Raw genomic sequence first — 22,904 nt, 5'->3', positions numbered from 1 at the left:
GCTCGCTCCCGTGGCAGCGCAGCCCGCCGACCCACCGACCCCGGTGCTGGAGGCCGTCGACCGGCTCGGGTTGGACGCCGCCACGCTGCGTCCCACCGAGGGCCGCTCCGGTCTGACCTGGTACTGCGGGGAGGACGTCCTGCGGGTGCTGCCGACCGCCCACGCCGACGCCGAGATCGACGCCCGGGGCGCCGCGGGCCGGGTGCTGCCGGTGCCGCGGATCCGGCGGCAGGTCCGGCTGGGCGGGCACGTGGCGTTGCTCGAGGAACGGCTGCCGGGTCGGCCCGGCCTCCTCGCCGGCCCGGGTCCGGTGGTCGACCCGGGAAGGGCCCGACGCCGGGGGCTGACCTGCGGGCGGGTGCACGGCGTCCTCGCCCGGGTCGCCGCCCCGGCCGGGGTGCGGGGCGTCGAGCGGGCCCCGACGACCGGCCGGACGGCGCTGCTGCACCTCGACCTGCACCCCCTCAACGTGCTGGTCGGTGACGACGACGAGGTCAGCGCGGTGCTCGACTGGGCCAACGCCCGGGCCGGCGACCCCGCCCTGGACGTCGCCCGCACCTGGGCGCTGCTCGCCGCCCACCCGGCCGTCGCCGGGTGGCGCGGGTCTCCCGTGGGGGCGGCCTTCCTCGACGGCTGGGCCGAGGCGGCCGGGTTCTCCGCACTCGACGACGACGCCCGACGCTGGGGGCTCGAGTTCTTCCTCACCGACCAGGCGGGAGCGCTGTCCGAGCAGGAGCTGGGGTCGGCCCGACGGCTGCTGGCCGACCTGGGGGCCGACGGGGACGCAGCCGGCTGACCACGTCCGCGGCCGTCAGCGCAGCACCGAGCTGAGCAGCAGGCTCGTCTCGGTGTTGCGCACCCCCGGCACCCGCCGGATCCGGCCGAGCACCCGGTCGAACTCGCCGAGGTCGGCCACCTGCAGCTCGGCGACCAGGTCCCAGCCGCCGTTGGTGGTGTGCAGCGAGGTGATCTCGGGCCAGCCGCGGATCACCTTGATCACCGCGTCGGTGTCGCGACCGATCACCTCGATCAGCGAGATCGCCCGGACGCTCAGCGGGTCGGTCTCGTCGCGCACCCGGGCGGTGAACCCGATCACGGTGCCGTCGGCGACCAGCCGGTCGAGCCGGGCGGTCACGGTGGAGCGGGTCACCCCGAGCTCGCGGGCCAGCGCGGCCACCGGAGCCCGTCCGTCGGCCCGCAGCAGCGAGAGCAGCCGACGGTCGAGGTCGTCCAGCGTCGCCATGCGCAGATCGTACGCTGGACTTGCGCAGATCGACCACTGCGGCGACGGAAGTCAGGCAGGACGCTCATTGAGTGACCACATCGCCCGTTCCTAGGCTCGCTCGCATGGTGATGTTCCTGGACGTGACGCAGACGGCGCGGTGGATCCGGACCCGGGGTGCGGAGCCGCTGCTGCGCGGGCTGGTCGACTACCTCGAGCACGACCTCGGGCGCTGGGAGCACTTCGACAAGACGCCGCGGGTGGCCAGCCACACCCCGTTCGGGGTGATCGAGCTGATGCCCACCTCCGACGGCACCGAGTACGCCTACAAGTACGTCAACGGCCACCCCTCCAACCCGGCCCGCGGCTACCAGACCGTCACCGCCTACGGCGCGCTGGCCGACGTGCACAACGGCTACCCCACCTTCCTCTCGGAGATGACGCTGCTCACCGCGCTGCGGACCGCCGCCACCTCCGCGCTCGCCGCCCGGCTGCTGGCCCGTCCGGACGCCGAGGTGCTGGCCCTCGTCGGCGCCGGCAGCCAGGCGGAGTTCCAGGCGCTGGGGATGCGGGCGGTGCTCGGCATCGAACGCCTGCGCGTGTTCGACGTCGACCCCCTCGCGGTGGCCAAGGTCGTCCGCAACCTCGTCCCGCTCGGCTTCGAGGTCGAGGTGTGCCCCGATGCGGCCACCGCCGCCCGTGGCGCCGACGTCATCACCACCTGCACCGCCGACAAGACGCTGGCCACCGTGCTCCGCGACGCCGACGTCGGTCCCGGCGTCCACCTCAACGCCATCGGCGGGGACTGCCCGGGCAAGACCGAGCTCGACCCGGCGATCCTCGACCGCGCCGCCGTCTTCGTGGAGTACCCGCCGCAGACCCGGGTGGAGGGCGAGATCCAGGCCCGCCCGGCCGACTTCCCGGTCACCGAGCTGGCCGCGGTGGTGGCCGGTACCGCGCCGGGACGCACGTCGGCGGAGCAGATCACCGTGTTCGACTCGGTCGGCTTCGCCGTCGAGGACTTCTCCGCGCTGCGCTTCGCCCGCGACCAGGTGCGCGGCACCGACCTCGTCACCGAGCTCGACCTGGTCGCCGCCCCGGCCGACCCGAAGGACCTCTTCGCCCTCGTCGCCCCGGTGCCGGACGCGGCCACCGGCTCGGCCCGCGTGCTGGCGGGCTGACCCGTGACCCTCCTCGCCGAGCCGACGCTCGGCCCGTCCGGCGACCCCACCTCCGTCCGGGCCCCCGGCGCCGTGGTGATGATCCGGCCGCACCACTTCCGGCCGAACCCGCAGACAGCCGCCGACAACGCCTTCCAGCTGCCGGTCCCCGGCCACCCCGAGCTCGCCGCCCGCGCCTTCGCCGAGGTGACGGCCGTGGCCGGGCGGCTGACCGCGGCCGGCGTCCGGGTGCACCTCTTCGACGACCCGGACACCCGGCGTCCCGACAGCGTCTTCTGCAACAACTGGATCACCACCCACGCCGACGGACGGGTGGTGCTGCACTCCATGCACGCGCCCAACCGCCGCCGCGAGCCCCGCGCCGACGTGGTCGACGCGCTGCGGGCGGCCTACCGGGTCACCGAGGTGATCGACCTCACGGCCGGCCCGCCGCTGGAGGGCACCGGTGCGATGGTCCTCGACCCCGACCGCCGGACGGCCTACGTCTCCCGTTCGCTGCGCGCCGACGACACCGCGCTGGCGACGTTCTGCGCCCGCCTCGGCTACCGGGCGCACGCCTTCGACACCGCCGACCGGACCGGCCGGGCGGTCTACCACACCAACGTCATGCTGTGCCTCGCCACCGGGCTCTCCCTGGTCGGGCTCGACCTGGTGCCCGACCCCCGGCAGCGCCGCCGGCTGGCCGAGGCCCTGGCGCAGCGCGGGGAGGTCGTCGCCCTCAGCACCGCCCAGGTGGCCGAGTTCGCGGGCAACGCCCTCGAGCTCACGGGCACCGCGGGCCGGCTGCTGGCGATGTCGTCACGGGGCTGGCGCAGCCTCACCTCCCGGCAGCGCCGGGCGGTCGAGCGGCACCTGCCGGTGCTGGCCCTGGACGTCCCCACGCTCGAGCTGGCCGGCGGGTCGGTGCGCTGCATGCTGGCCGGGGTGCACCTGCCGGCCCGCTAACGTCCGGCGGTGCCCGCGCTCGACCTCAGGCCGCTCTCCCGTCCCTCCCCGCCGGACCTGCGCGCCCGGGTGCTGCGCGACCCCCGGCGCCACCCGACCGCGCACCGGGCCCGGAGCAGGGCCCGACGGCTCGGCGCCCTGCTGGTCGTCGGCGACGTCGTGATGGCGGGCGTGGTGGTGCTCTCGCTGCGCGAGGAGATCGGCCTGCCGCCGGCCCTCGGGGTGGCGGCCGTGGTGCTGGTGGGGATGCTGGTCGGCGCGCGCTCGATCACCCGCCGGCTCGGCACCGGGACGGTCGAGCAGTGGGCCCGGCTGGAGGCGCTGGCCCGCGCCAACGACCTGCAGCTGGCCGACGAGCCGCGCCGGTCCGACGTCGGCGGCCGCGTGCTGGACCACGCGGGGGCCACGATCACCCACCGGCTGCGCAGCGAGACGTCGCTGGACCGGGAGGTCGGGGTGGTCCGGCACGACCTCGGCGCCGGGGCGCCGCGGCTGACCCGCTACGTCGCCCTCCGGGTGCCGCCGGGCACGCCGCACCTCCTGGTGTCGGCCGCCGAACACCGGCAGGGACGTCCCGGCACGGTGCCGTACCGCGAGGTGCTGGCCGGGCGTCTCGCGAGGGTCTGACCCGGGGCCGGTCCCGACCTCCGGAGGCCACCCTCGGGGTCCCTGGTCGCGGGATGGCCCCGACCTACACTGTCGGCGTGTGGTCCCAGCGCCAGTACGTCGACTACGCCCTCCAGCGTCGCGCCACCCTGGAGGCGCTGAAGCGACCCCAGCGCACGCTGACGCGGGCCGACGCCTGCGACGCCGACCCGATGCTCATCCGCGCCGCGATGCACCACGGCGAGCGCAGCGACGTCGACTGCCCCATCTGCGGCTCCTCGGTCCTGGTCAACCTCAGCTACGTCTTCGGTGAGCAGCTGGGCCAGTACTCCGGCCGGATCAAGGCCCGCAAGGAGCTGGAGGAGATGCAGGACGAGTTCGGCGAGTTCAAGGTCTGCGTGGTCGAGGTGTGCACCGGCTGCGGGTGGAACCACATGATCCACTCCTTCGTTCTGGGCGACGGCAAGAAGCGGCGCCCGCCCAGGCGTCAACCGACCGTCGAGGACATCTATGGCTGAGCCCCCCACCCGCGGCACCCGATCCCGCAGCAGCACCCGGAAGAGGAAGACCCCCCAGACCCGGGGCCGGCGGATCGCCAGGCGCCTCGGTCTGGGCGTCGTGCTCACCCTGCTGCTCGCGATGATCGCCGGTCTCACCGCGGTGGGCGTCGCCTACGCCAACACCGAGCTGCCCGACCCGAACGCCGAGTTCAGCACCAACACCACCTTCGTCTACTACGACGACGGCAAGACGAAGCTCGGCAACCTCGCGGTGCAGAACCGGCAGTCGCTGGACTACGAGGAGATGCCGCAGGTCATCAAGGACGCGGTCGTCGCCGCGGAGAACCGCTCCTTCTGGGAGGACCCGGGCATCTCCATCCCCGGCATGGCCCGGGCCGCCTGGTCGATCGCCACCGGTGGTGAGCTGCAGGGCGGGTCGACGATCACCCAGCAGTACATCAAGATCACCTACCTGACGTCGGACCGCACGCTGACCCGCAAGCTCAAGGAGCTGATGCTGGCGGTGAAGATCAGCCGCGAGCAGTCCAAGGAGGAGATCCTCCAGGGCTACCTCAACGCGATCTACTTCGGCCGCGGCGCCTACGGGGTGCAGGCGGCGAGCCGCTCCTACTTCAACATCGACGCGAAGGACCTCAGCGTCCCGCAGGCGGCGGTGCTGGCCAGCGTGCTCAACAACGCGAGCCTCTACGACCCGTCGGTCGACCCCGGCAACGAGGAACGGCTGCTCGAGCGCTACCGCTACGTGATCGACGGGATGGCCGAGTCCGGGTCGATCACCGCCGCCGAGGCGGCCGAGTACCGCCAGGCGCTGCCGGAGCTGCCCGAGATCCCGGTCAACAACCGCTACGCGGGCCCGAACGGGTTCCTCATGAAGATGGTGGAGCAGGAGCTGGCCGCGGTCGGCTTCACCGAGGCCGAGATCAACGGCGGCGGGCTGCAGGTCACCACCACCTTCGACAAGGCGGCCCAGGACGCGGCGGTCGAGTCCGCCCAGGAGAACACCGAGGAGGCGGCGGAGGCGGCGGGGGAGGACCCGGACGACCTGCACGCCGCGATCGCCTCGGTGGACACCGAGACCGGTGGCGTCCTCGCCCTCTACGGCGGGCCCGACTTCATCGAGGACTCCCGCAACTGGGCCACCACGGCCCGCTCGACGGCGTCCACCTTCAAGACCTTCGCCCTCGTCGCCGGGCTGCAGGACGGGTTCAGCCTCAGCTCGACGTTCCGGGGCAACACCTTCACCCCGCCGGGTGACCCGGTGCCGGTGCGCAACGAGTTCAGCTACCAGTACGGGGCGGTCAACCTCATCCGCGCGACCGCGCAGTCGATCAACACCGCCTTCGTCGACCTCACCGCCCAGCTCACCGACGGCCCGCAGGCGGTGGCCGACGCCGCGGAGGCCGCCGGGGCCCCGCGCGGACCGGGCTGGGACCTCAACAACCGGATCGCCCTCGGCACCGCCGAGGTCAGCCCGCTCGACATGGCCGGCGCCTACAGCACCCTGGCCCGCGGCGGCGTCCAGGTCGGCCACCACGTGGTGAAGGAGGTCCGCGACGCCGACGGCGAGGTGCTCTTCACCGCCGACACCAAGGGCAAGCGGGTCTTCGAGGAGGACGTGACCCGCGACGCGGTCTACGCCCTGTCGAACGTGGTCGAGCAGGGCACCGGGGCGACCGTGCAGACGCTGGGCCGTCCGGTCGCCGGCAAGACCGGCACCGCCGGCATCGAGGACGACATCGTCTCGGCCTGGTTCGTCGCGTTCACCCCGCAGGTGTCGACCGCGGTGATGTACGTCGCCGGGGACGAGGGCAACTCCGACCTCGACCCCTACGCGCGTCCCGGTGACCAGACCTTCTTCGGTGGCACCTACCCGGCCCGCACCTGGACCGACTTCATGGAGGTCGTGGTCGAGGACATGGAGGTGGAGGACTTCCCCGATCCGGCCTGGAAGCCCGCCGACCGGCAGAGCGAGTACGTGCCGCCGCGGCGCACGGGCGGCTCCGGCTCGGGATCCGGCGGCGGCTCCGGCTCCGGTGGCGGGTCCGGGTCGGGCAGCGGCTCCTCCCGCGACGACTCCGACCGCTCCGACGAGGACTCCGACGACGAGGACTCCCAGGACGGCGACGACGGCGGCTCCGACGACGGCGACGGCTCGGGCTCGGACAGCGACGGATCGGACGGCGACGGCTCCGACGGCGACGGCTCGGAGGGGGGCTCGGGCTCCGACGGCGGCTCGGACGACGGCGACGGCTCGGGCGGTTCGGGCGGCTCCGACGACGGCAGCTCGGGAGGCTCCGGCGACGACGGCGGATCCGGCTCCGGCGGTTCCGGCAGCGGGTCGGGCGGCTCGGGCGACTCCGACGGCGGCTCCGGCTCCGGCGGGTCGGGCTCCGGCGGGTCGGGCTCCGACGGGTCGGGCTCCGGCGGCGACGACGGCGGCTCCGGCAGCTCGGGCTCGGGCGGATCCGGCTCGAGCGGCTCGAGCGGGTCGGGTGACTCGGGCTCGAGCGGGTCCAGCTCGAGCCGATCGGGCGGCTCGGGCTCGAGCGGGTCCGGGTCGAGGAGCTCCTCGGGCGACAGCTCGCAGGACGACTGAGCGAGCGGTGCCCCCGCCGGTCGTCAGCTCCCGGCCGACCGGCGGCGTCCCGGTCGAGCAGGACGCCCCCACCCGCGCCGACCCGGTGGCCCGCGCCACCAGCGGCTGGCTGGGCGGTCCCCTCGGACGGCACGCGAGGGCGGCGGCGTCCCCGACCACCGTCCGGGTGGTCGTGCTCGCCCTGGCCGTCGCGTCCTGGGTGGTGCTGGTGCTGCGCCAGCTGCCCTGCCGCCGGCTGCCCGGGGTGGAGGCGGCTGACCGCTACCAGGCGATGTGCTACTCCGACATCCCGCTGCTGTACACCGCCCGCGGGTTGGCCGACGGCTACCGGCCCTACCTCGACGCCGGCCCGCACCCGGTGCTGGAGTACCCGGTCCTCACCGGTGCGCTGCTCGAGCTCGAACGCCGGGTGGCCGTGCTGCTCGGGGCCCCGGTCGGCCCGGGGCTGAGCGGCGACGAGACGCTGCGCGCCACCGACCTCTTCCTCGGCGTCAACGTGGTGGTGCTCGGGGCGCTGTTCCTGCTCGTCGTGCTGGCCCAGCTCGGCACCGTCCGCGGCCGGCCCTGGGACGCGCTGATGGTGGCGGTCTCGCCGACGGTGATGGCGGCCGGGCTGATCAACTGGGACCTGCTCGCGGTCGCCTGCACCGCGCTCGCCGTGCTGGCCTGGAGTCGGTCCCGCCCCGGCTGGGCCGGGGTGCTGATCGGGCTGGGTGCGGCGGCCAAGCTCTACCCGCTGCTGCTGCTCGGGCCGCTGGTGCTGCTCTGCCTGCGGGCCCGCCGCCCGCGGGCCGCGGCGCTGCTCGTCGCGGGCGCGACGGCGTCCTGGCTGGCGGTCAACCTGCCGGTGGCGGTGCTGGCTCCGGACGCCTGGCTCGCCTTCTGGCAGTTCAACGCCGACCGTGGCGCGGAGTTCGGCTCGTTCTGGTACGTGCTCGCCCTCGCCGGCATCGAGGTGCCCGGGCTCAACCTCGTCAGCTTCGGCCTGCTGGCCCTGCTCTGCGCCGGCATCGCCGCCCTGGTCTGGCTGGCGCCCCGGCGTCCGCGGGTGGGACAGCTGGCCTACCTGGTGGTGCTGGCCTTCCTCGTCACCGGCAAGGTGTACTCCCCGCAGTACGTGCTGTGGCTGCTGCCGCTGCTGGTGCTGGCCCGGCCGCGGTGGCGGGAGTGGCTGGTGTTCACCACCGGCGAGCTGGTCTACTTCGCCGCGGTCTGGCTGCACCTCGGCGGCTGGCTCGCCCCCGGCAGCGGCGGCCCGGACGTCGGCTACTGGCTGGCCGTGCTGCTGCGGATCGGGGCCGAGCTGTGGGTGGCCGGGGTGGTGGTGCGCGACGTGCTGCACCCCGAGCACGACCCGGTCCGCGGGCCCGGCGTCGACGACCCGTCCGGTGGTGTGCTGGACGGATCGCAGCCCGCTACCCTCACCGCCGGCGGCCGGGGTGACGGGCCGCGCAGCGACGGGGTGCCGGAGGGAGAGGGAGTGCCGATCGAGCAGGTGCTGGCCCGGATCGAGGCCCGCCGCCACCACCCGGACCGGCCGGAGGGCTCCCGGTGAGCACCGCGACGTCGACCCGCCGCCGGCGGAAGCTCCCCGGGGCGCTGCCGGGGGTGGAGCACCTGGCCCGCTGGGACACCGAGTCGCTGCGCTGGGTGCTGCAGGCCTGGCTAGGCAGCCGCGGGCTGATCCTGCTGGTCGGCATCGCCGTCGGCATCACCACCGGCCGCGGGTTCGAGGACCTGGTCGCCAACTGGGACGTCCAGCACTTCCTCGGCGTGGCCCGCGACGGCTACCTGGCCGACCCCAAGACGATGGCCTTCTTCCCCGGCTGGCCGCTGCTGCTGCGCGGGGTCGCGCTGCTGGGCGTACCACCCGTGGTGGCCGGGGTGGCGCTGTCCTGCCTGTTCAGCCTGGTGGCCGCGGCGGCGCTGGTGCGGATGGGCGGGCCGTGGGCGGCGATCGGCTGGCTGTTCGCCCCGGTCGCCGTGTTCACCGCCGTCCCCTACACCGAGTCCGCCTTCTGCGCGGCCGCGTTCTGGGCCTGGCAGCGGGCCTCGGCCGACCGCTGGGGGAGCGCGGCCCTGCTCACCGCGCTGGCCTGCACCACCCGGGTCAGCGGGCTGTTCCTGGTCGGCGCGCTCGGGGTGATGGTGCTGACCTGGCCGCGGCTGCGGGTGGCCGAGCGGGTCCGCCGGGCGGCCTGGCTGCTGCTGCCGGTCGCGGTGCTGGCCGGCTACGTCGTCTACCTGTGGACGTTGACCGGCTCCTGGACGGCCTGGACCGAGGCGCAGGCCGCCGGCTGGGCCCGCGGCTTCCACTGGCCGTGGGAGTCCGCGCTCAACACGTGGCCGGTGATCCGCGGCGACTACGTCGACCACCCGGACTGGACCTGGGTGTTCCGCGGCGAGGCGGTCTCGATGCTGGTCGGCGTGGTCGTCACCGGCTGGTGCCTGAGCCGGCGGATGTGGGCCGAGGCCAGCTGGGTCGGCGTCCAGGTGCTGGCCTTCTCGATGTCCTACTGGTGGTTCTCGGTGAACCGGGCGGTGCTGCTGTGGTTCCCGCTCTGGCTGATGTTCGCGCACCTGGTCAGCCGCCGGCCCAAGCACCCGGTGGCCCAGGCGCTGCGGCACACCGTGATCGTCGGCTGGCTGCTGCTCTCGGCGGTGGCGATGCTCATCTGGACCTGGCTGTTCACCAACGGCCTGTGGGCCAGCTGACCGGCCCGCTCAGCGCTCGCGGCGCAGCCGCTCCTTCTCCTCGACCACCCCGGCCTGGGTGTGCCGCTCCCGGATCAGCCACTCCGGCGGGTCGGCCAGCAGCGCGCCGATCTGCTCGGCGTCCAGCGCATCGTCCACCCCGGCCCGGGCCAGCCCGGAGCGGGAGATGCCGAGCTTGGCCGCCACCACGTCACGCGGGAAGGGTCCGTTGCGACGCAGCTCCACCAGCCACTGCGGCGGGTCGGCCCGCAGCGCGTCGAGGTCCTCGCGGGTCAGTCCGCCCTGCTGGAACTCCGGCGGCGTCGCGGGCAGGTAGACGCCGAGCTTGGCCGCGGCGGTGATGGGCTTGAGGGTCTGGCTCACCGAGCCACGGTACTGCGCGTAGCCTGCCGGGGTGGACGATCGGGCCGGCACGAGCGCCGAGGACGCGCGCGGGCTGCGGATCGGCTTCGTGCCCGGGGTGACGCTGACCAAGTGGCGGCGGGTGTGGGCCGAGCGCTACCCGCGCACCCCGCTCGAGGTCGTCGAGGTGGCCGAGCGCGAGCAGCGCCGGGTGCTCGACGACGGCGCCGTCGACCTCTGCTTCGCCCGGCTGCCGCTGACGACCGACGGTCTGCACGTCATCCGCCTCTACGAGGAGGTGCCCGTGGTGCTCGTCCCCCGCGACCACCCGGTGACCGCCTACCCCGAGGTCGTGCGCGCCGACGTCGACGACGAGGAGGCGATCGAGCGCGAGGACGGCGAGGAGGTGGCCGACCTGGTGGCCGGTGGGGCCGGGGTGGCCTTCCTGCCGATGTCGGTGGCCCGTTCCCACAGCCGGCGTGACCTGGCCTACCGCCCGGTGGCCGACGCCGAGCCCACCACCATCGCGCTGTGCTGGCGGCGCGACGTCGAGGACACCCTGTTCGACGACTTCATCGGGGTCGTCCGCGGACGCACGGTCAACAGCTCCCGCACCGTCCAGGCCGGGGGAACGGCCCCCCGGGCCAAGACCACCCGGACGCCGCGAGCGCCGCGCACCACCCGCCGCCAGAAGCGCCGTCGCTAGCGTGCGGCTCAGGGTTCGATCAGCCCGGCCCGGATGGCGTAGCGGGTGAGCTGGGTGCGGTCGTGCAGCCCCAGCTTGGTGAGCACGTTGGCGCGGTGGCGCTCCACGGTCTTCACGCTGATCACCAGCGCCCGCGCGATCTCGCGGGAGGTGTGGCCCTCCGCGATCAGCTTGACCACCTCCTCCTCCCGCTCGGTCAGCGGCGTGCGCGGCACCCGTTCGCCGCGCCGCACCCGCTCCAGCACGTCGCGGACCAGCGCCCCGGCCACGCCGGCGTAGAGGAAGGACTCCCCGCGGATCGCCGCCCGGCAGGCCGCGACCAGGTCCTCATCGGCCGCCGACTTCAGCACGTAGCCCGAGGCGCCGGCCTGCAGCGCGGCGAAGAAGTACTGGTCGTCGTCGTACATCGACAGCATCAGCATCCGCACCGCGGGGCTGCGCCGGGCGATCTGGCGGGCGGCCTGCAACCCGGTCATCCGCGGCATCGACACGTCCAGCACGGCCAGGTCGGGGGTCAGGGTGCGGGTCAGCTCGACCGCCTCCACCCCGTCCCCGGCCTCGCCGACCACCGCCAGGTCCGGCTCGGCCTCGAGGATCCGGCGCAGCCCGGTGCGGACCAGCTGGTGGTCGTCGGCCAGCAGCACCCGCACGCTCACGACGTCCTCCCCACCGGCACCTCCAGCAGCACCTCGGTGCCGCCGCCGCCGCGGGGGCGCAGCTCCAGCGTCCCGCCGACGGTCTCCGCGCGTTCCCGCATCCCCTGGACGCCGGCGCCCGCCGCCTCACCCGCGCCCAGGCCGTCGTCGGCCACCCGCAGCACCAGCAGCCCGCCGCGGCGGGTCAGCCCGACCTCCACCGTGGACGCCCGGGCGTGCCGGGCCACGTTCGTCAGCGCCTCCTGCGCCACCCGGTAGACCACCAGCTCGACCTCCGGTGACAGCGCCGGCAGCCCGGGCAGGAAGCCACGCCGCACCGTCACCCCGGTCCGGGCGGCCAGGTCGCTGGCCAGGCTGGACAGCGCGTTGAGCAGCCCCAGGTCGGCGAGCACGCCGGGGCGCAGCCGCTGGGCGATCCGGCGCACCTCCTCCAGGCTGGTCCGGGTCGTCTCGCGCACCAGCTCCAGCTCGCGGGCCACCTCCGGGGAGGCGTCCCGCATCGCCTGGGTGAGCCCGAGCAGCACCGCGGTGAGGCTCTGGCCCACCTCGTCGTGCAGCTCCTGGGCGATCCGCTGCCGCTCGGCCTCCTGGGCCTGCAGGATCCGGGCGGTGCTGGCCGAGCGCTCCTGCTCGAGCCGGTCGAGCATCGCGTTGAACCCGGCGACCAGGGCGTGCGCCGGCTCCGACCCGGCCGCGGCGTGGCGGCGTCCGGGGTGCCGCAGGTCGACCGCGGCCATCACCGACCGCAGCTCGTCCAGCGGGCGCAGCACCGCACGCAGCAGCATCCCGTTGAGCACCACGATGACCACCAGCCCGACCGCGAGCACGAGCATCTCCGAGCCGAGCGTGCGGGCCGAGACGGTGGCCGGGGAGAGCACCAGGGCGAGCGTGCCCAGCGTGAACACGGCGCCGTTGATCGCGCACACCCGCCAGAACAGCGGCAACGAGAGCACCCGGTCCATGGTCGACAGCCTCCCAGAACGGCCCGCCGGCGACGCCGGCCCGCGGCCCAGGATGGGGTGCGGACTCCATGGTGGGGACGGTGCCGGCCGACCAGGATGGCGCGGTGGTCACCCAGGTCTCGCGCGCTGCCGGGCGCCGTCGCGTCCCCACCGGCGAGCGCGCGTGACCCCGGCCGAGCTCAACGTGGTGGTGCTGGCCGCCACCACGGTGGTGCTGCTCGGGGTGGCGGCGATCCGGATCTCGACCGGGGCGGGGCTGCCGAGTCTGCTGCTCTACCTGGTGATCGGCCTGGTGATCGGCGAGGCCGGGCTCGGGGTGGGCTTCGACGACGCCGCCCTCACCCAGACCCTCGGCACCCTGGCGCTGGCGGTGATCCTGGCCGAGGGCGGGCTGAGCACCCGGCTGTCGGTGCTGCGTCCGGTGGCGGCCCGGGCGGCGGTGCTGGCCACCGTCGGGGTGGCGGTCAGCGTGACCGTCACCTCCGCGCTGGCCTGGTGGCTGCTCGACGTCGACCCGCGCACCGCGGTCCTGCTCGGTGCGGTGGTCTCCTCCACCGACGCCGCCGCCGTCTTCGCCGTGCTCCGCACGCTGCGGCTGCGTCCCCGCACCCGGGCCACCCTGGAGGCGGAGTCGGGGTTCAACGACCCGCCGGTGATCATCCTCGTCACCCTGGTGGTCTCCGACCTGTGGCACGAGCTCGACGTCTGGACCGCCGTCCTCGGCTTCGCCCAGCAGATGGTGGTGGGGGCGGTCGCCGGGGTGGCGGTGGCCGTCGCCGGCCGCTGGATGCTGCGGCGGGTGGCGCTGCCGTCAGCCGGCCTCTACCCGCTGGCCACGCTGGCGTTCGCGCTGATGGCCTTCGGCGCGGCCGGGACCGTCGGCGGCAGCCCGTTCGTCGCGGTCTACCTGGGCGGGCTGCTGCTCGGCGGGGCCGACCTGCCGCACCGGCGGGCGACGCTGGGCTTCGCCGAGGGGCTGGCCTGGCTGTCCCAGATCGGGTTGTTCGTGCTGCTCGGGCTGCTGGCCTCCCCGGCCCGGCTGGTGGACGCCGTGCTGCCCGCGCTGGTCGTCGGGGTGGTGCTCACCCTGGTCGCGCGTCCGGTGTCGGTGTGGCTGAGCACGGTGCCGTTCCGCGTCCCGCTGCGCGAGCAGGCGTTCATCTCCTGGGCCGGGCTGCGCGGCGCCGTGCCGATCGTGCTGGCCACGTTCCCGATCACCGCCGGCCTGGCCGGGGCGGAGCGGATCTTCGACGTCACCTTCCTGCTGGTGGTCGTCTTCACCCTGGTGCAGGGCCCGACGCTGCCCTGGGCCGCTCGCCGGCTCGGCGTGCTCGAACCCGCCCAGACCGAGGAGCTGACCATCGAGCACGCCCCGCTGGAGGACCTCGGCGCCAGCATGCTGAGCTTCGACATCCCGGCGGGGTCGCGGCTGGCCGGGCTCAAGGTCGCCGAGCTGCGGCTGCCGGGGAACGCCGTGCTGGCGCTGGTGCTGCGCGACGGCCGTCTGTCCGCCCCGCCCCCGGACGCAGCCCTGCACGTCGGGGACCAGCTGCTGCTCGCCGGGCCCACCACGCACCGGGCGGCGGTGGAGCGACGACTCCGGGCGCTCAGCCGGGCGGGCCGGCTCGCCACCTGGTTCGGCGAGCGCGGGGACCAGCCGCGACGCTGAGCCGGGCACCGGTCTGCCGACGGGCGCCCGGCTCGGCGCCGGTGGGCGTCACTGCTGGGCCAGCAGCACGTCGATCTGGGCGATCGCCTCCCGGGCGCCCTCCTCCATGCCCATCTCCAGCACCTGCTGCAGCGCCTCGGCGGTGGCGTAGGTGGTGACGTAGGTGGCCCGGGTGCCGCCGTCGTGCTCGGCGAAGGCGTAGCTGTTCTGCGACACCGGCATCTCCGGGTTGGCGGTGAAGGTGTCGTCGGTGAAGGCGTCGTCGAAGCGGAACCCACGGGGCTCGGAGACCTCGGTGACGTCCCACCGGCCGTAGTACTTCTCGCCCTCCGGCGAGGTCATGTAGTAGGTCATCGCCCCGCCGGGGGTGAGCTCGTGCTCGACCACGGTGGCCGGGTACCCGGGCGGGCCCCACACCTTCTCCAGCTGGCGCGGGTCGGCGTAGACCTGCCAGACCCGCTCCAGCGGGGCGGCGAAGTCGGCCGTGATGGTCAGGGTGCGGCTGTCGAGGTCCTTGATGACGTCGGTGACGGGCATGGTCAGTCCTTTCGAGGGCCGTCCGGGTGGGACGGAAGAGGTTGGGTCGGGTGGTCGGCGGCGATCAGCGCGTCGATCCGGGCGATGCGGCCGCGCCAGACACCCTCGAGCTCGGTGAGCATCGAGGCGACGGACCGGACCGCGTCCACGTCCCCGCTGGCCAGCTGCTCGCGCCCCTGGCGGCGCTTGCTGAGCAGTCCGGCCTTCTCCAGCACGGCGACGTGCTTCTGCACGGCGGCGAAGCTCATGTCGTACTTCGCCGCGAGTGCGGAGACCGAGTGCTCCCCGGCCAGCACCCGGCGCACGATGTCGCGCCGGGTCCGGTCGGCGAGCGCGTGGAAGAGGGCGTCCGCCCTGTCCTCGTCGTCCTCGGCCATGACCCAAACCTACAACCATCTGGTTGTATGTCAACCCCCATTCCTCCCTCTCGTCGAGCGCGAGTGTGGCCTAGGCGTCGGGATCGGCAGCGGCTGAGCGACGATCAGCCCACACCCGCGGCGGGGATGGGGCCGGCGGGGGGAAGGGGTCGGCGACGAGCACGTCCCGTCGCTACACGTCCTCGCCGTCGAGCAGGCCGTTGCGCTGGGCCCAGAGGGCGGCCGAGGTCCGGTCGTAGACCCCGAGGGTGGCGAAGATCCGGGTGAGGTGGGCCTTGACGGTCTTCTCGCTGAGCTGGAGCCGGCGGGCGATGCTCTTGTTCGGCAACCCGACGGCGACCAGCGCCAGCACCTCCCGCTCCCGGGGGCTGAGCTCCTCCCCGCGACGAGGTCGGTCCCGCCCGCGCTGGGGCAGCAGGGCCAGCGCCGCGCGGGGCGAGATCGGGGCATGCCCTGCGACGGCCTCCCGGACTGCGTGGACGAGGTCGTCCGGCTCGGAGTCCTTGAGCAGGTAGCCCACCGCCCCGGCCTCCAACGCGGCCAGGACCCGCGCCTGCTCGGCGAAGGAGGTGAGCACGACGACGCGGGCGTCGGGGCAGCGGGTCACCACCTCGCCGGTGGCCTCCACACCGTCCATGCCGGGCATGGACAGGTCCATCAGCACGATGTCGGCCTGCCCGTCGGCCGCCGCGTCCGCGGCGAGGGCCCCGTCGGCCACCGCGCCGACGACCTCGATGTCGGGGACGCTGGCGAGCACGCCCGCCAGGCCCTGGCGGATCAGCGGGTGGTCGTCGACGATCAGGATCCGGATCACCGCAGCACCTCGGCCGTCGAGCGCTCGTCGCCGGCGTCGGGCGCGGCCTGCTCGGGGAGGAGGAGGGTGACGGTGGTGCCGTCGCCGACGGCTGACTCCACCGTCAGCCTGCCGCCGCGCTGGTGCACCAGGGCGGCCAGCAGGGTGAGACCGACGCTGCCGCGCCGCCGCGCCGACTCCGCAGACGGGTCGAAGCCCTGCCCGTCGTCGGTGAGCTGCAGCTGCAGCCAGCCGTCCTGCTCGGCCACGAGCAGCCGGACCCGCGAGGCGCCCGAGTGCCGGATGACGTTGCGGATCGCCTCCTGGGCGGCGCGGTAGACGAGCGACTCGCTGGTCTCGCTCAGCGTGTCACCCACCTCCACGTCCAGCTCGACGTCGATCCCGCGCGCCTCGAGCGTGGCGGTGAGGTCGGTCAGGGTGGCCCGCAGTCCCTCGCTGTGCAGGGCGGGCGGTGTCACGGTGACGATCAGGCTGCGCAGCTCGCGCACCCACCGGCGCAGGTTGCGGGCGGTCTCGGTGATGGTGTCGGCCAGCTCCGGCTGGCCTGCTGACCGGGTGCGGTTCGCCGCGTCGGTCAGGGTGTAGCTGGCGCCGGTGAGCCCCTGCACCACGCCGTCGTGGAGGTCGGAGGCGATCAGCGTGCGCTCCCGGTCCGCTGCCGCGAGCGCCGTGACGAGCAGCTGCTCGCGCTCCTCCTGGACGCCGTACAGGCTGCGGGTCAGGCGGTAGGCGAACCCGATCTTGGCCAGGTAGAGCAGGGTCAGGGCGAGCACGAAGCTGGGCAGCAGGGTCAGCCAGACCGTCCGGCCGGTGAACCAGACCGCCTCGTACGGCTGGCGGGTCTGCAGCAGGAGCGCCTGGTCCGAGGGCGAGCGGACCCCGACGCCGACCACCAGGGACTGACCCTCGCGGTCACCGAGCAGACGGGTGGGGTCGGAACCCTCGTCACCGTCGGCGGTGGCGACCGCGGTGCCGTCGTGCAGGGCGTCGAGCTCGCCCACGGTGAGCGGCTGCCGCTGGCCGAGGGAGGAGCTGTCGGTCGCGTAGACCACGATCCCCTCCTCGTCGACGATCCGCACCTGGTCGATCGGCGCCACGAGCACCCGCTCGCGGATGACCTGGTCCAGGGTCTCGTCGACGTCGGCCGGGTCCAGCGGGGTACGGGGGAGGGTGGGCTGCACGACCCGCGAGGCGAGCAACGTCGTCGTCACCTCGGCGTCCCGCACCGCCTCCTGGAGGGCGGCGTGGCGCTGGGCCAGCGCCAACCCCACCCCGCACAGGACGAAGGCGCCGAGAGCCACCAGCATGTACAGCACCACCACACGCGCGATGGAGCCCGGCCGCGACGACTCCCGTCGACCACCGAGGGCGCGGCGGGGACGTCGACGGGGCGGTCGAGGGAGCCCGGGCCGCTGCGTCGTCGTCGACGAGGTGGCGGCCGGGTCCCGGTCGCTCCCGTCCGCACCGGTCGTCATCGGCGAAGAGGTCGGTGTCGAGCAGGCGGTTCTGAGTTGAACACGATGGCCTCCGTCCAGTGGGGAGTCTACGAGGTCCGGCACCTGGGGACGGTGCGGTGCCGAGGGGCACGGAACATCGGCCGACGTGGGCGGCCGGTGGTCCTAGGACCACCACGACGTCGCCGTGCGAGCGAGGGAGGGTCGCGGACCGCGCATGCTGCCGGGGCGGCGGACGTCGCGGACGACGACCCGCTCGCCCCAGGTCCTAGGACCGTCGGGCCCAGATGGGTGGATCCAGCGTGGTGGCCCGGAAACACCTCCTCGGCCGGTCCCGATGGTCCAGTCGACCTGGGGGCCCCGCCCCTGTCACCTTCGATACAGGTCCCCGCTGCTGACAGCAGTCGGGAACCTCATGGCGAAGAAGTCGGGCACCGGCTCCGCCACCACCGCGACAGCAGTCGCGGTCTAGCAGAGGAGACCCCATGAGCACGCCCAACGCACCCCGCGGTCAGATGGACCTCGGCGTCGACCAGCCCCGCCGGCTGACGACCGAGACCAAGGCCGCCTTCAAGACCACCGAGTTCATCTTCTACGTCCTCGTCTCCGCGGCCGTGCTCATCGCCGCTGCGGTCACCGACAACGGCGACGGCGGCCAGGGCTTCGGCGTGGAGCAGGCGTGGCTGTACGTCACCCTGCTCACCATCGGCTACATGGTCAGCCGCGGTCTGGCCAAGTCGGGCAGCCGCGAGCGCTACGACTCCTGACCTCACGCAGCGCCTCCCCGCAGACAGCTGCGGGGAGGCGCTCCGTCGTCCGTGAGCGGCTCCGGATGCCGGAGGTCCAGCCGGTCGGTCAGCGGGTGACGCGCTCCCAGCCGTCGTCGGCCACCAGCCGCCAGGGGGCGTCCTCGGTGCCGACCTGGGCCTGTCCGCGGCCCAGGGTGAGCCGGATGTCGTCGAGGTGGACGCCGCGGCCGGAGAGCGAGGCGTCGGTGGTCTGGCGCCAGCGCACCTGCACCCGACCGCTCGGCAGCGCGGCCTCCGCGTGCTGCCACTGCCGCAGCCCGCTGGCCGCGTACGGGCCTGTCACCGGTGTCCCGTCCAGGGTCCACGGCAGCGGTGCCCAGGTCTCGCCGGAGTCGGTCGAGAGCTCCAGGTGCAGCGGGTCGGTGGACTCGACGTCGACCAGCGTCTCGAACTCCATCGGGCGCGAGTGTGGCCAAGACGTCGCAATGGGCAGCGGCTGAGCGACGATCAGGCCACACTCGCGGCGGGCTGCGGGGCTGCGGGGCTGCGGGGCTGCGGGGCTGCGGGGGCGCGGGCTCAGCGGGGGAAGAGGTCGGCGACGGCGGCGTCCAGCTCGGGCCAGCGGAAGGTGAAACCGGCCGCGGTGAGCCTCGCCGGGACGGCCCAGCGGCTCTTCAGCACCAGCTCGGACTCCTGGCGCAGCACGAACATCCCCGGTTCCAGCAGCCAGCGCGGGGCTGGCAGCCCGAACGGGACGCCGACGCTGCGTCGGAGCGCGGCCATGAAGGCCGCGTTGGTGCTGGCCCCCGGCGCGGCGAGGTTGACCGGACCCTCGACGTCGTGCTCGTCGAGGAAGGCGACCGCGGCGACCAGGTCGTCGACGTGGATCCAGCTGAACCGCTGCTGTCCGCGGGTGCGGGTGTCGTGCACGGCTGCCGGGGTGGGTGCGGACCCGGTCCCGCGGTAGCGGCGGTGGGGGAACCAGGGGCCGTCCAGCTGCGAGCCGCCGAGGCCGAACCGGGCGGCCCGGCGCAGCATGGTCAGGGCCGGGCCGTCCCCGAGCACGATGGCCATCCGCAGGGCCACCCGCCGGGTCCGGGGAAGCTCCCCGGCGAAGAGGGTCCGCTCCCATTCGCGGGCCACGTCGACGCTGAAACCCGAGCCGAGCTCACCGTCGTCCTCGGTCTGCGGCCGGTCGGTGGCGTGGCGGTAGATGGTGGCCGTGCTGGCATTGAGCCACACCCGCGGCGGCTCGGCGGCGCCCGCCACCGCCTCGTGCAGCAGCCGGGTGGTCTCGACCCGGGAGCGGAGGATCTCCTCGCGGTTGCGGTCGGTGTAGCGGCAGCCGACGCTGCGCCCGGCCAGGTTGAGCACCAGGTCGGCGCCGTCCACCAGCCGCCGGACGGCTGCCGGGTCGGCCCAGCTCGCGTCCGGTCCGCGCCGACCGATGCCGACCACCCGGTAGCCCCGGCCCTCGAGGTCGCGGCGCAGGTGCGGGCCGAGGAAGCCGGAGCCACCGGCGAGGACGGCGCGGGGTGCGGTCACGGCGCCCACCCTGGCGGGTCGGCGCGACGGGCGTCCACCCGGCCGGTCAGCGGGTGACGCGCTCCCAGCCGTCCTCGGCCACCAGCCGCCAGGGGGCGTCCTCGGTGCCGACCTGGGCCTGCCCGCGACCCAGCGTGAGCCGGATGTCGTCGAGGTGGACGCCCCGGCCGGAGAGCGAGGCGTCGGTGGTCTGGCGCCAGCGCACCTGCACCCGACCGCTGGGCAGCGCCGCCTCCCCGTGCTGCCACTGCCGCAGCCCGCTGGCCGCGTACGGGCCCGACACCGGTGCGCCGTCCAGGGTCCACGGCAGCGGCGCCCAGGTCTCGCCGGAGTCGGTCGAGACCTCCAGGTGCAGCGGGTCGGTGGACTCGACGTCGACCAGCGTCTCGAACTCCAGCTGCCCGCCGGTCCGCGGCACGACGAGCGACCAGGTCAGCGCGGCATCGGTGCGGGGCTCGGTGCCGGTGTGCCAGAAGTCCTCCCCGCGCTGCGGCCGGACGGCCATCGCCTCGGCCAGGCCCTGGGCCGCCGCGACGCGCACCGGGTTGGGGCTGCCCCAGCTGCGGCTGGGGTGCACCCGGTTGGTGAGCAGGATGACGAAGGAGCGGGACTGGAAGTCGAGCACCAGCGACGTCCCGGTGTAGCCGGTGTGGCCGGCGGTGCGGGGCGAGGCCAGCCCGCCCATGTACCAGCGCTGGTCGAGCTCGAAGCCCAACCCGTGGGCGTCCTCGGGGAACTCGGTGTTCTCGTTGGTGATCATCTGCTGCACCGACTGCTCGCTGAGCACCCGCTGGCCGTCGTAGCTGCCGCCGTTGAGCATCGCCTGGGCAAGCCGGGAGAGGTCGTCGGCGGTGGAGAACACCCCGGCGTGGCCGGCGACGCCGCCCAGGGACCAGGCGTTCTCGTCGTGCACCTCACCCCACACCACACCGCGGTCGGGGGTGGCCTGGAACTCGGTGGCGGCGATCCGCGGGCGCAGCGACGGGTCGGGGTTGTAGCCCGTGTCGTCCATGCCGAGCGGGTCGGTGATCCCGGTGCGGACCAGCTCGTCCAGCGGCTGCCCGCTGACCCGGCTGGCCACCTCGGCCAGGGTGATGAGGTTGAGGTCGCTGTAGGTGTAGGTGGTGCCCGGCTCGTCCACCAGTGCAGCGGTGAGCGCGGCGTGCAGCCGCGACTGCGGGTCGGGCTGGGTGCTCCACAGCGGCACCCAGGCGGGGAACCCGGAGGTGTGGGTGAGCAGCTGGCGGATGGTGATGCCCGACTTGTCGTGCTCGGCCGGCTCGTCGGGGTCGGCGCCGGGCGCGGGGTCGGTGAACTCGGGGATGTAGGTGGTGACCGGCTCGTCGAGCGCGACCCGGCCGGCCTCCACCTGCTGCATGACGACCACCGAGGTGAACAGCTTCGACACCGAGGCCAGGTCGTAGATGGTGTCGGTGGTGGTCGCGATCTGCTCGGCCTCCGGCAGCTCGGTGCCCTGGCCGTCGGCGAACAGCCGGGAGTGCCCGGTCGCCTCCTGCATCACCACGTGGCCGTCGTGGCCGTAGGTGAGCACCGCGCCGGGGAACAGCGGGTGGTCCCGCTCGCCCTCCGGGCCGGTGGCTGCCACCACCCGCTGCCACGCCTCCTGCAGTGGGGCCGGGTCGAGCCCGACGTCGGCGGGGGTGGCCTCGGTGAGGACGGTGCCGGCGGGGGCGAACCCGGGCTGCGGGTCGTCGAAGGCCAGGCCCGCGTCGTCGGCGGACGCCGAGACCGTCGCGGTGCTGACCATGGTGAGGGCGGCACCGCAGATCACGGCCGTCCGGAGGATGCGCTTCATCGGGTCTCCCGGGTGGGGGTGTCGGGGTTCCCGACGCTACCCCAGCGCCGACGAATGGACTAGACCTCGACGTGGGCCGGTGCGGGTGGCCTCAGGCGAGGTCGACCGAGTCGAGCCGGGCGCTGCCGCGGACGTGCTCCAGGTGCAGCGTGTGGGCGCCCACGGACAGCTCGAGGTCGACCGCCAGCTCCTGCCAGCCGCCGGCGTCGCGGGCCGGCAGCCCGACGGCCCGCGCCGGTCCGTCGTCGACGGCCAGGCCCTGCGCCACGGCGCCGTCGGCGGCGTAGCCGAGCCGCAGCGTGTAGCCACCGTCGGCCGGGGCGAACACCCGTACCGACACGCGGTCGCCCTCGGCGTCCAGCCCGGTCACCGCGGCACCGCCGGAGGCCGTGGCGTCGTCGACGGGCTGCACGCCGTGCAGCGTCGCGTCCTCGGCCTCGACGCGGACCGTGCTGCCGCGCACCACCGGGTGGTCGGCGTCCCAGCCGAGGTCGGCGGTGTACATGCCGCGACCGCCGGCGGGCAGGTGGCCGTGGAAGACGATGGTGTCGTCCAGGACGTCCTGCCCGCCCGGGCCGTCGACGGCGCCGCCGAGGCTGTCGGTGGTCATCAGCGGCTCCGGCGCCCGGGTCCAGGGCCCGTCCAGGCTGGGGGCGGTGGCGTAGCCGGTGTAGTAGCCGCCGCCGGTGTAGACGCCGGCGGAGAAGAACAGCACGTAGTGGGACGGACGCTTCACCAGCACCGGCGCCTCGATCACGCCCTGGTCGGCCGGCTGGTCGTTGCGTAGCAGCTCCCTCCGCTCGCCGAGCAGCGTGGTGCCGGCGGCGTCGGTGCGCTGCAGCCAGAGGATGCTCGGCTGGCCGATGGCGTTGCCGTCGTTCTTGTAGAGCAGGTAGTGCGTGCCGTCGGTGTCGACGAAGCTGGAGGCGTCGATGTTGCCGCCCTCCTCGGGGTTGCACACCAGCGGGTCGTCCTGCGGCACGAACGGTCCGGCCGGGTCGTCGGCGGTCGCGGCACCGAGGCACATTCGCCCGTTGTCGTCGTTGCGCGCGGTGAAGTACATGAGGAAGGTGCCGTCGGGGCGCTCGGAGACGTCGGGGGCCCAGAAGCCGTGGGTGGTGCGGATCCAGTCCGGCCAGGTCTCCTTGCCGACGAAGACGTCGCTCTGCACCGTCCACGGGCCGCGGACGTCCGGGGCGGTCGCGTGCGGTACCTGGCCCTTGCCGGGGCTGGACGTCGAGTAGGCGTGGTAGGTGCCGTCGACCTCGATCACGTCGGGGTCGGGGAAGTCGGAGTCGATCACCAGCTGGGGCGCCTGGGTGCCGGTGGTGGGCTCGGCGGTGGCGGCGGAGCCGGTGAAGAGGCCGAGCGCCAGCGCGAGGGGGAGGGTGAGCAGCAGGGTGCGGGTCCGCGTCATCGGGGACACCTTCCAGGGGTGGGGTCGGGGTCGCCCAGCAGTATGCCGCAGGTCGTTACAACGCTGTACCCCTG

23 protein-coding genes are annotated in these 22,904 nt (G+C 74.3%); 11 read left to right on the top strand and 12 right to left on the bottom strand.

Annotated features, from left to right (window positions below):
* The first annotated feature begins 10 nt into the window (after positions 1-10).
* The gene (locus DT076_RS14515) at positions 11-796 is read left to right on the top strand and encodes a phosphotransferase (RefSeq protein WP_199539199.1); all 786 of its coding nucleotides are present in this window, start codon (positions 11-13) and stop codon (positions 794-796) included.
* Between the two features lie 15 nt (positions 797-811).
* On the opposite strand, the gene DT076_RS14510 is transcribed toward DT076_RS14515, so the two are convergent.
* Complete coding sequence (locus DT076_RS14510; RefSeq protein ID WP_114127411.1) at positions 812-1,243, bottom strand: Lrp/AsnC family transcriptional regulator; 432 nt, start codon at positions 1,241-1,243, stop codon at positions 812-814.
* Positions 1,244-1,347: 104 nt separating this feature from the next.
* Here DT076_RS14510 and DT076_RS14505 point away from each other — a divergent pair, with 104 nt between their 5' ends.
* The 7 genes from DT076_RS14505 to DT076_RS14475 all read left to right on the top strand — a co-directional run bounded on the left by DT076_RS14505 (position 1,348) and on the right by DT076_RS14475 (position 9,786).
* Positions 1,348-2,403: an ornithine cyclodeaminase gene (locus tag DT076_RS14505; protein WP_114127410.1), complete on the top strand. Its 1,056-nt coding sequence runs from the start codon at positions 1,348-1,350 to the stop codon at positions 2,401-2,403.
* A gap of 3 nt (positions 2,404-2,406) precedes the next feature.
* A complete protein-coding gene (locus tag DT076_RS14500) occupies positions 2,407-3,348 on the top strand; it encodes an arginine deiminase-related protein (RefSeq protein ID WP_199539198.1) in 942 nt (313 codons plus the stop codon).
* A gap of 9 nt (positions 3,349-3,357) precedes the next feature.
* A complete protein-coding gene (locus DT076_RS14495; RefSeq protein ID WP_114127409.1) occupies positions 3,358-3,975 on the top strand; it encodes a hypothetical protein in 618 nt (205 codons plus the stop codon).
* Between the two features lie 77 nt (positions 3,976-4,052).
* Positions 4,053-4,472 carry a DUF5318 family protein gene (locus DT076_RS14490; RefSeq protein WP_114127471.1) on the top strand — a complete coding sequence of 140 codons (420 nt, stop codon included), beginning with the start codon at positions 4,053-4,055 and terminating at the stop codon, positions 4,470-4,472.
* Positions 4,465-7,071 carry a transglycosylase domain-containing protein gene (locus DT076_RS14485; RefSeq protein WP_114127408.1) on the top strand — a complete coding sequence of 869 codons (2,607 nt, stop codon included), beginning with the start codon at positions 4,465-4,467 and terminating at the stop codon, positions 7,069-7,071. The genes DT076_RS14490 and DT076_RS14485 overlap by 8 nt, the downstream gene beginning before the upstream one ends.
* A gap of 7 nt (positions 7,072-7,078) precedes the next feature.
* On the top strand, positions 7,079-8,626 hold the full coding sequence (locus DT076_RS14480; protein ID WP_114127407.1) for a glycosyltransferase family 87 protein: 1,548 nt from the start codon (positions 7,079-7,081) through the stop codon (positions 8,624-8,626).
* Positions 8,627-8,670: 44 nt separating this feature from the next.
* On the top strand, positions 8,671-9,786 hold the full coding sequence (locus DT076_RS14475) for a glycosyltransferase family protein (RefSeq protein ID WP_114127470.1): 1,116 nt from the start codon (positions 8,671-8,673) through the stop codon (positions 9,784-9,786).
* Positions 9,787-9,795: 9 nt separating this feature from the next.
* Here DT076_RS14475 and DT076_RS14470 read toward each other — a convergent pair whose 3' ends face one another.
* A complete protein-coding gene (locus DT076_RS14470; RefSeq protein ID WP_114127406.1) occupies positions 9,796-10,149 on the bottom strand; it encodes a DUF5997 family protein in 354 nt (117 codons plus the stop codon).
* A gap of 31 nt (positions 10,150-10,180) precedes the next feature.
* On the opposite strand from DT076_RS14470, the gene DT076_RS14465 reads away from it, so the two are divergent.
* Positions 10,181-10,834 (top strand): LysR family substrate-binding domain-containing protein, encoded by a 654-nt coding sequence (locus DT076_RS14465; protein ID WP_114127405.1) that lies wholly within the window; start codon positions 10,181-10,183, stop codon positions 10,832-10,834.
* 8 nt (positions 10,835-10,842) lie between these two features.
* Here the strand turns inward: DT076_RS14465 and DT076_RS14460 are convergent, their stop codons facing one another.
* Positions 10,843-11,490: a response regulator gene (locus DT076_RS14460; RefSeq protein WP_199539197.1), complete on the bottom strand. Its 648-nt coding sequence runs from the start codon at positions 11,488-11,490 to the stop codon at positions 10,843-10,845.
* Entirely contained in the window at positions 11,487-12,452 is a 966-nt protein-coding gene (locus DT076_RS14455; RefSeq protein ID WP_114127404.1) for a sensor histidine kinase, read from the bottom strand. Before DT076_RS14455 ends, DT076_RS14460 begins: the two co-directional genes overlap by 4 nt.
* Before the next feature lie 163 nt (positions 12,453-12,615).
* Between DT076_RS14455 and DT076_RS14450 the strand changes: the two genes are divergently transcribed.
* Positions 12,616-14,121 carry a potassium/proton antiporter gene (locus DT076_RS14450; protein WP_114127403.1) on the top strand — a complete coding sequence of 502 codons (1,506 nt, stop codon included), beginning with the start codon at positions 12,616-12,618 and terminating at the stop codon, positions 14,119-14,121.
* Positions 14,122-14,169: 48 nt separating this feature from the next.
* Here DT076_RS14450 and DT076_RS14445 read toward each other — a convergent pair whose 3' ends face one another.
* The 4 genes from DT076_RS14445 to DT076_RS14430 all read right to left on the bottom strand — a co-directional run bounded on the left by DT076_RS14445 (position 14,170) and on the right by DT076_RS14430 (position 17,156).
* Entirely contained in the window at positions 14,170-14,658 is a 489-nt protein-coding gene (locus DT076_RS14445; RefSeq protein WP_114127402.1) for an SRPBCC family protein, read from the bottom strand.
* Positions 14,659-14,660: 2 nt separating this feature from the next.
* The gene (locus tag DT076_RS14440; RefSeq protein WP_114127401.1) at positions 14,661-15,035 is read right to left on the bottom strand and encodes an ArsR/SmtB family transcription factor; all 375 of its coding nucleotides are present in this window, start codon (positions 15,033-15,035) and stop codon (positions 14,661-14,663) included.
* 172 nt (positions 15,036-15,207) lie between these two features.
* Positions 15,208-15,849 (bottom strand): response regulator, encoded by a 642-nt coding sequence (locus DT076_RS14435; RefSeq protein WP_114127400.1) that lies wholly within the window; start codon positions 15,847-15,849, stop codon positions 15,208-15,210.
* The gene (locus DT076_RS14430; RefSeq protein ID WP_158548155.1) at positions 15,846-17,156 is read right to left on the bottom strand and encodes a sensor histidine kinase; all 1,311 of its coding nucleotides are present in this window, start codon (positions 17,154-17,156) and stop codon (positions 15,846-15,848) included. The genes DT076_RS14435 and DT076_RS14430 overlap by 4 nt, the downstream gene beginning before the upstream one ends.
* A gap of 632 nt (positions 17,157-17,788) precedes the next feature.
* Between DT076_RS14430 and DT076_RS14425 the strand changes: the two genes are divergently transcribed.
* On the top strand, positions 17,789-18,070 hold the full coding sequence (locus tag DT076_RS14425) for a hypothetical protein (RefSeq protein WP_114127398.1): 282 nt from the start codon (positions 17,789-17,791) through the stop codon (positions 18,068-18,070).
* Between the two features lie 88 nt (positions 18,071-18,158).
* On the opposite strand, the gene DT076_RS14420 is transcribed toward DT076_RS14425, so the two are convergent.
* From DT076_RS14420 to DT076_RS14405, 4 genes are all read right to left on the bottom strand, one after another.
* Positions 18,159-18,509: a hypothetical protein gene (locus tag DT076_RS14420; RefSeq protein WP_114127397.1), complete on the bottom strand. Its 351-nt coding sequence runs from the start codon at positions 18,507-18,509 to the stop codon at positions 18,159-18,161.
* Between the two features lie 119 nt (positions 18,510-18,628).
* Complete coding sequence (locus tag DT076_RS14415; protein WP_114127468.1) at positions 18,629-19,597, bottom strand: epimerase; 969 nt, start codon at positions 19,595-19,597, stop codon at positions 18,629-18,631.
* Positions 19,598-19,643: 46 nt separating this feature from the next.
* Positions 19,644-21,413 (bottom strand): serine hydrolase domain-containing protein, encoded by a 1,770-nt coding sequence (locus tag DT076_RS14410; protein ID WP_114127396.1) that lies wholly within the window; start codon positions 21,411-21,413, stop codon positions 19,644-19,646.
* A gap of 91 nt (positions 21,414-21,504) precedes the next feature.
* A complete protein-coding gene (locus tag DT076_RS14405; RefSeq protein WP_114127395.1) occupies positions 21,505-22,830 on the bottom strand; it encodes a family 43 glycosylhydrolase in 1,326 nt (441 codons plus the stop codon).
* Positions 22,831-22,904: the final 74 nt, after the last annotated feature.

Origin of the sequence: Desertihabitans brevis, from assembly GCF_003327535.1 — a bacterium.
In the GTDB taxonomy this organism is placed as follows: Bacteria; Actinomycetota; Actinomycetes; order Propionibacteriales; family Propionibacteriaceae; genus Desertihabitans; species Desertihabitans brevis.
Note: the sequence above shows the minus strand (reverse complement) of the source record. Positions and strands in the feature narration are given on the sequence as shown.

What these genes read in the sequence shown, in the direction of transcription:
- DT076_RS14405 (WP_114127395.1), bottom strand. Translation starts at nt 22,830, where the DNA reads ATGACGCGGACCCGCACCCTGCTGCTCACCCTCCCCCTCGCGCTGGCG.
- DT076_RS14440 (WP_114127401.1), bottom strand. Translation starts at nt 15,035, where the DNA reads ATGGCCGAGGACGACGAGGACAGGGCGGACGCCCTCTTCCACGCGCTC.
- DT076_RS14410 (WP_114127396.1), bottom strand. Translation starts at nt 21,413, where the DNA reads ATGAAGCGCATCCTCCGGACGGCCGTGATCTGCGGTGCCGCCCTCACC.
- DT076_RS14430 (WP_158548155.1), bottom strand. Translation starts at nt 17,156, where the DNA reads ATGCTGGTGGCTCTCGGCGCCTTCGTCCTGTGCGGGGTGGGGTTGGCG.
- DT076_RS14485 (WP_114127408.1), top strand. Translation starts at nt 4,465, where the DNA reads ATGGCTGAGCCCCCCACCCGCGGCACCCGATCCCGCAGCAGCACCCGG.
- DT076_RS14455 (WP_114127404.1), bottom strand. Translation starts at nt 12,452, where the DNA reads ATGGACCGGGTGCTCTCGTTGCCGCTGTTCTGGCGGGTGTGCGCGATC.
- DT076_RS14505 (WP_114127410.1), top strand. Translation starts at nt 1,348, where the DNA reads ATGGTGATGTTCCTGGACGTGACGCAGACGGCGCGGTGGATCCGGACC.
- DT076_RS14445 (WP_114127402.1), bottom strand. Translation starts at nt 14,658, where the DNA reads ATGCCCGTCACCGACGTCATCAAGGACCTCGACAGCCGCACCCTGACC.
- DT076_RS14420 (WP_114127397.1), bottom strand. Translation starts at nt 18,509, where the DNA reads ATGGAGTTCGAGACGCTGGTCGACGTCGAGTCCACCGACCCGCTGCAC.
- DT076_RS14510 (WP_114127411.1), bottom strand. Translation starts at nt 1,243, where the DNA reads ATGGCGACGCTGGACGACCTCGACCGTCGGCTGCTCTCGCTGCTGCGG.
- DT076_RS14425 (WP_114127398.1), top strand. Translation starts at nt 17,789, where the DNA reads ATGAGCACGCCCAACGCACCCCGCGGTCAGATGGACCTCGGCGTCGAC.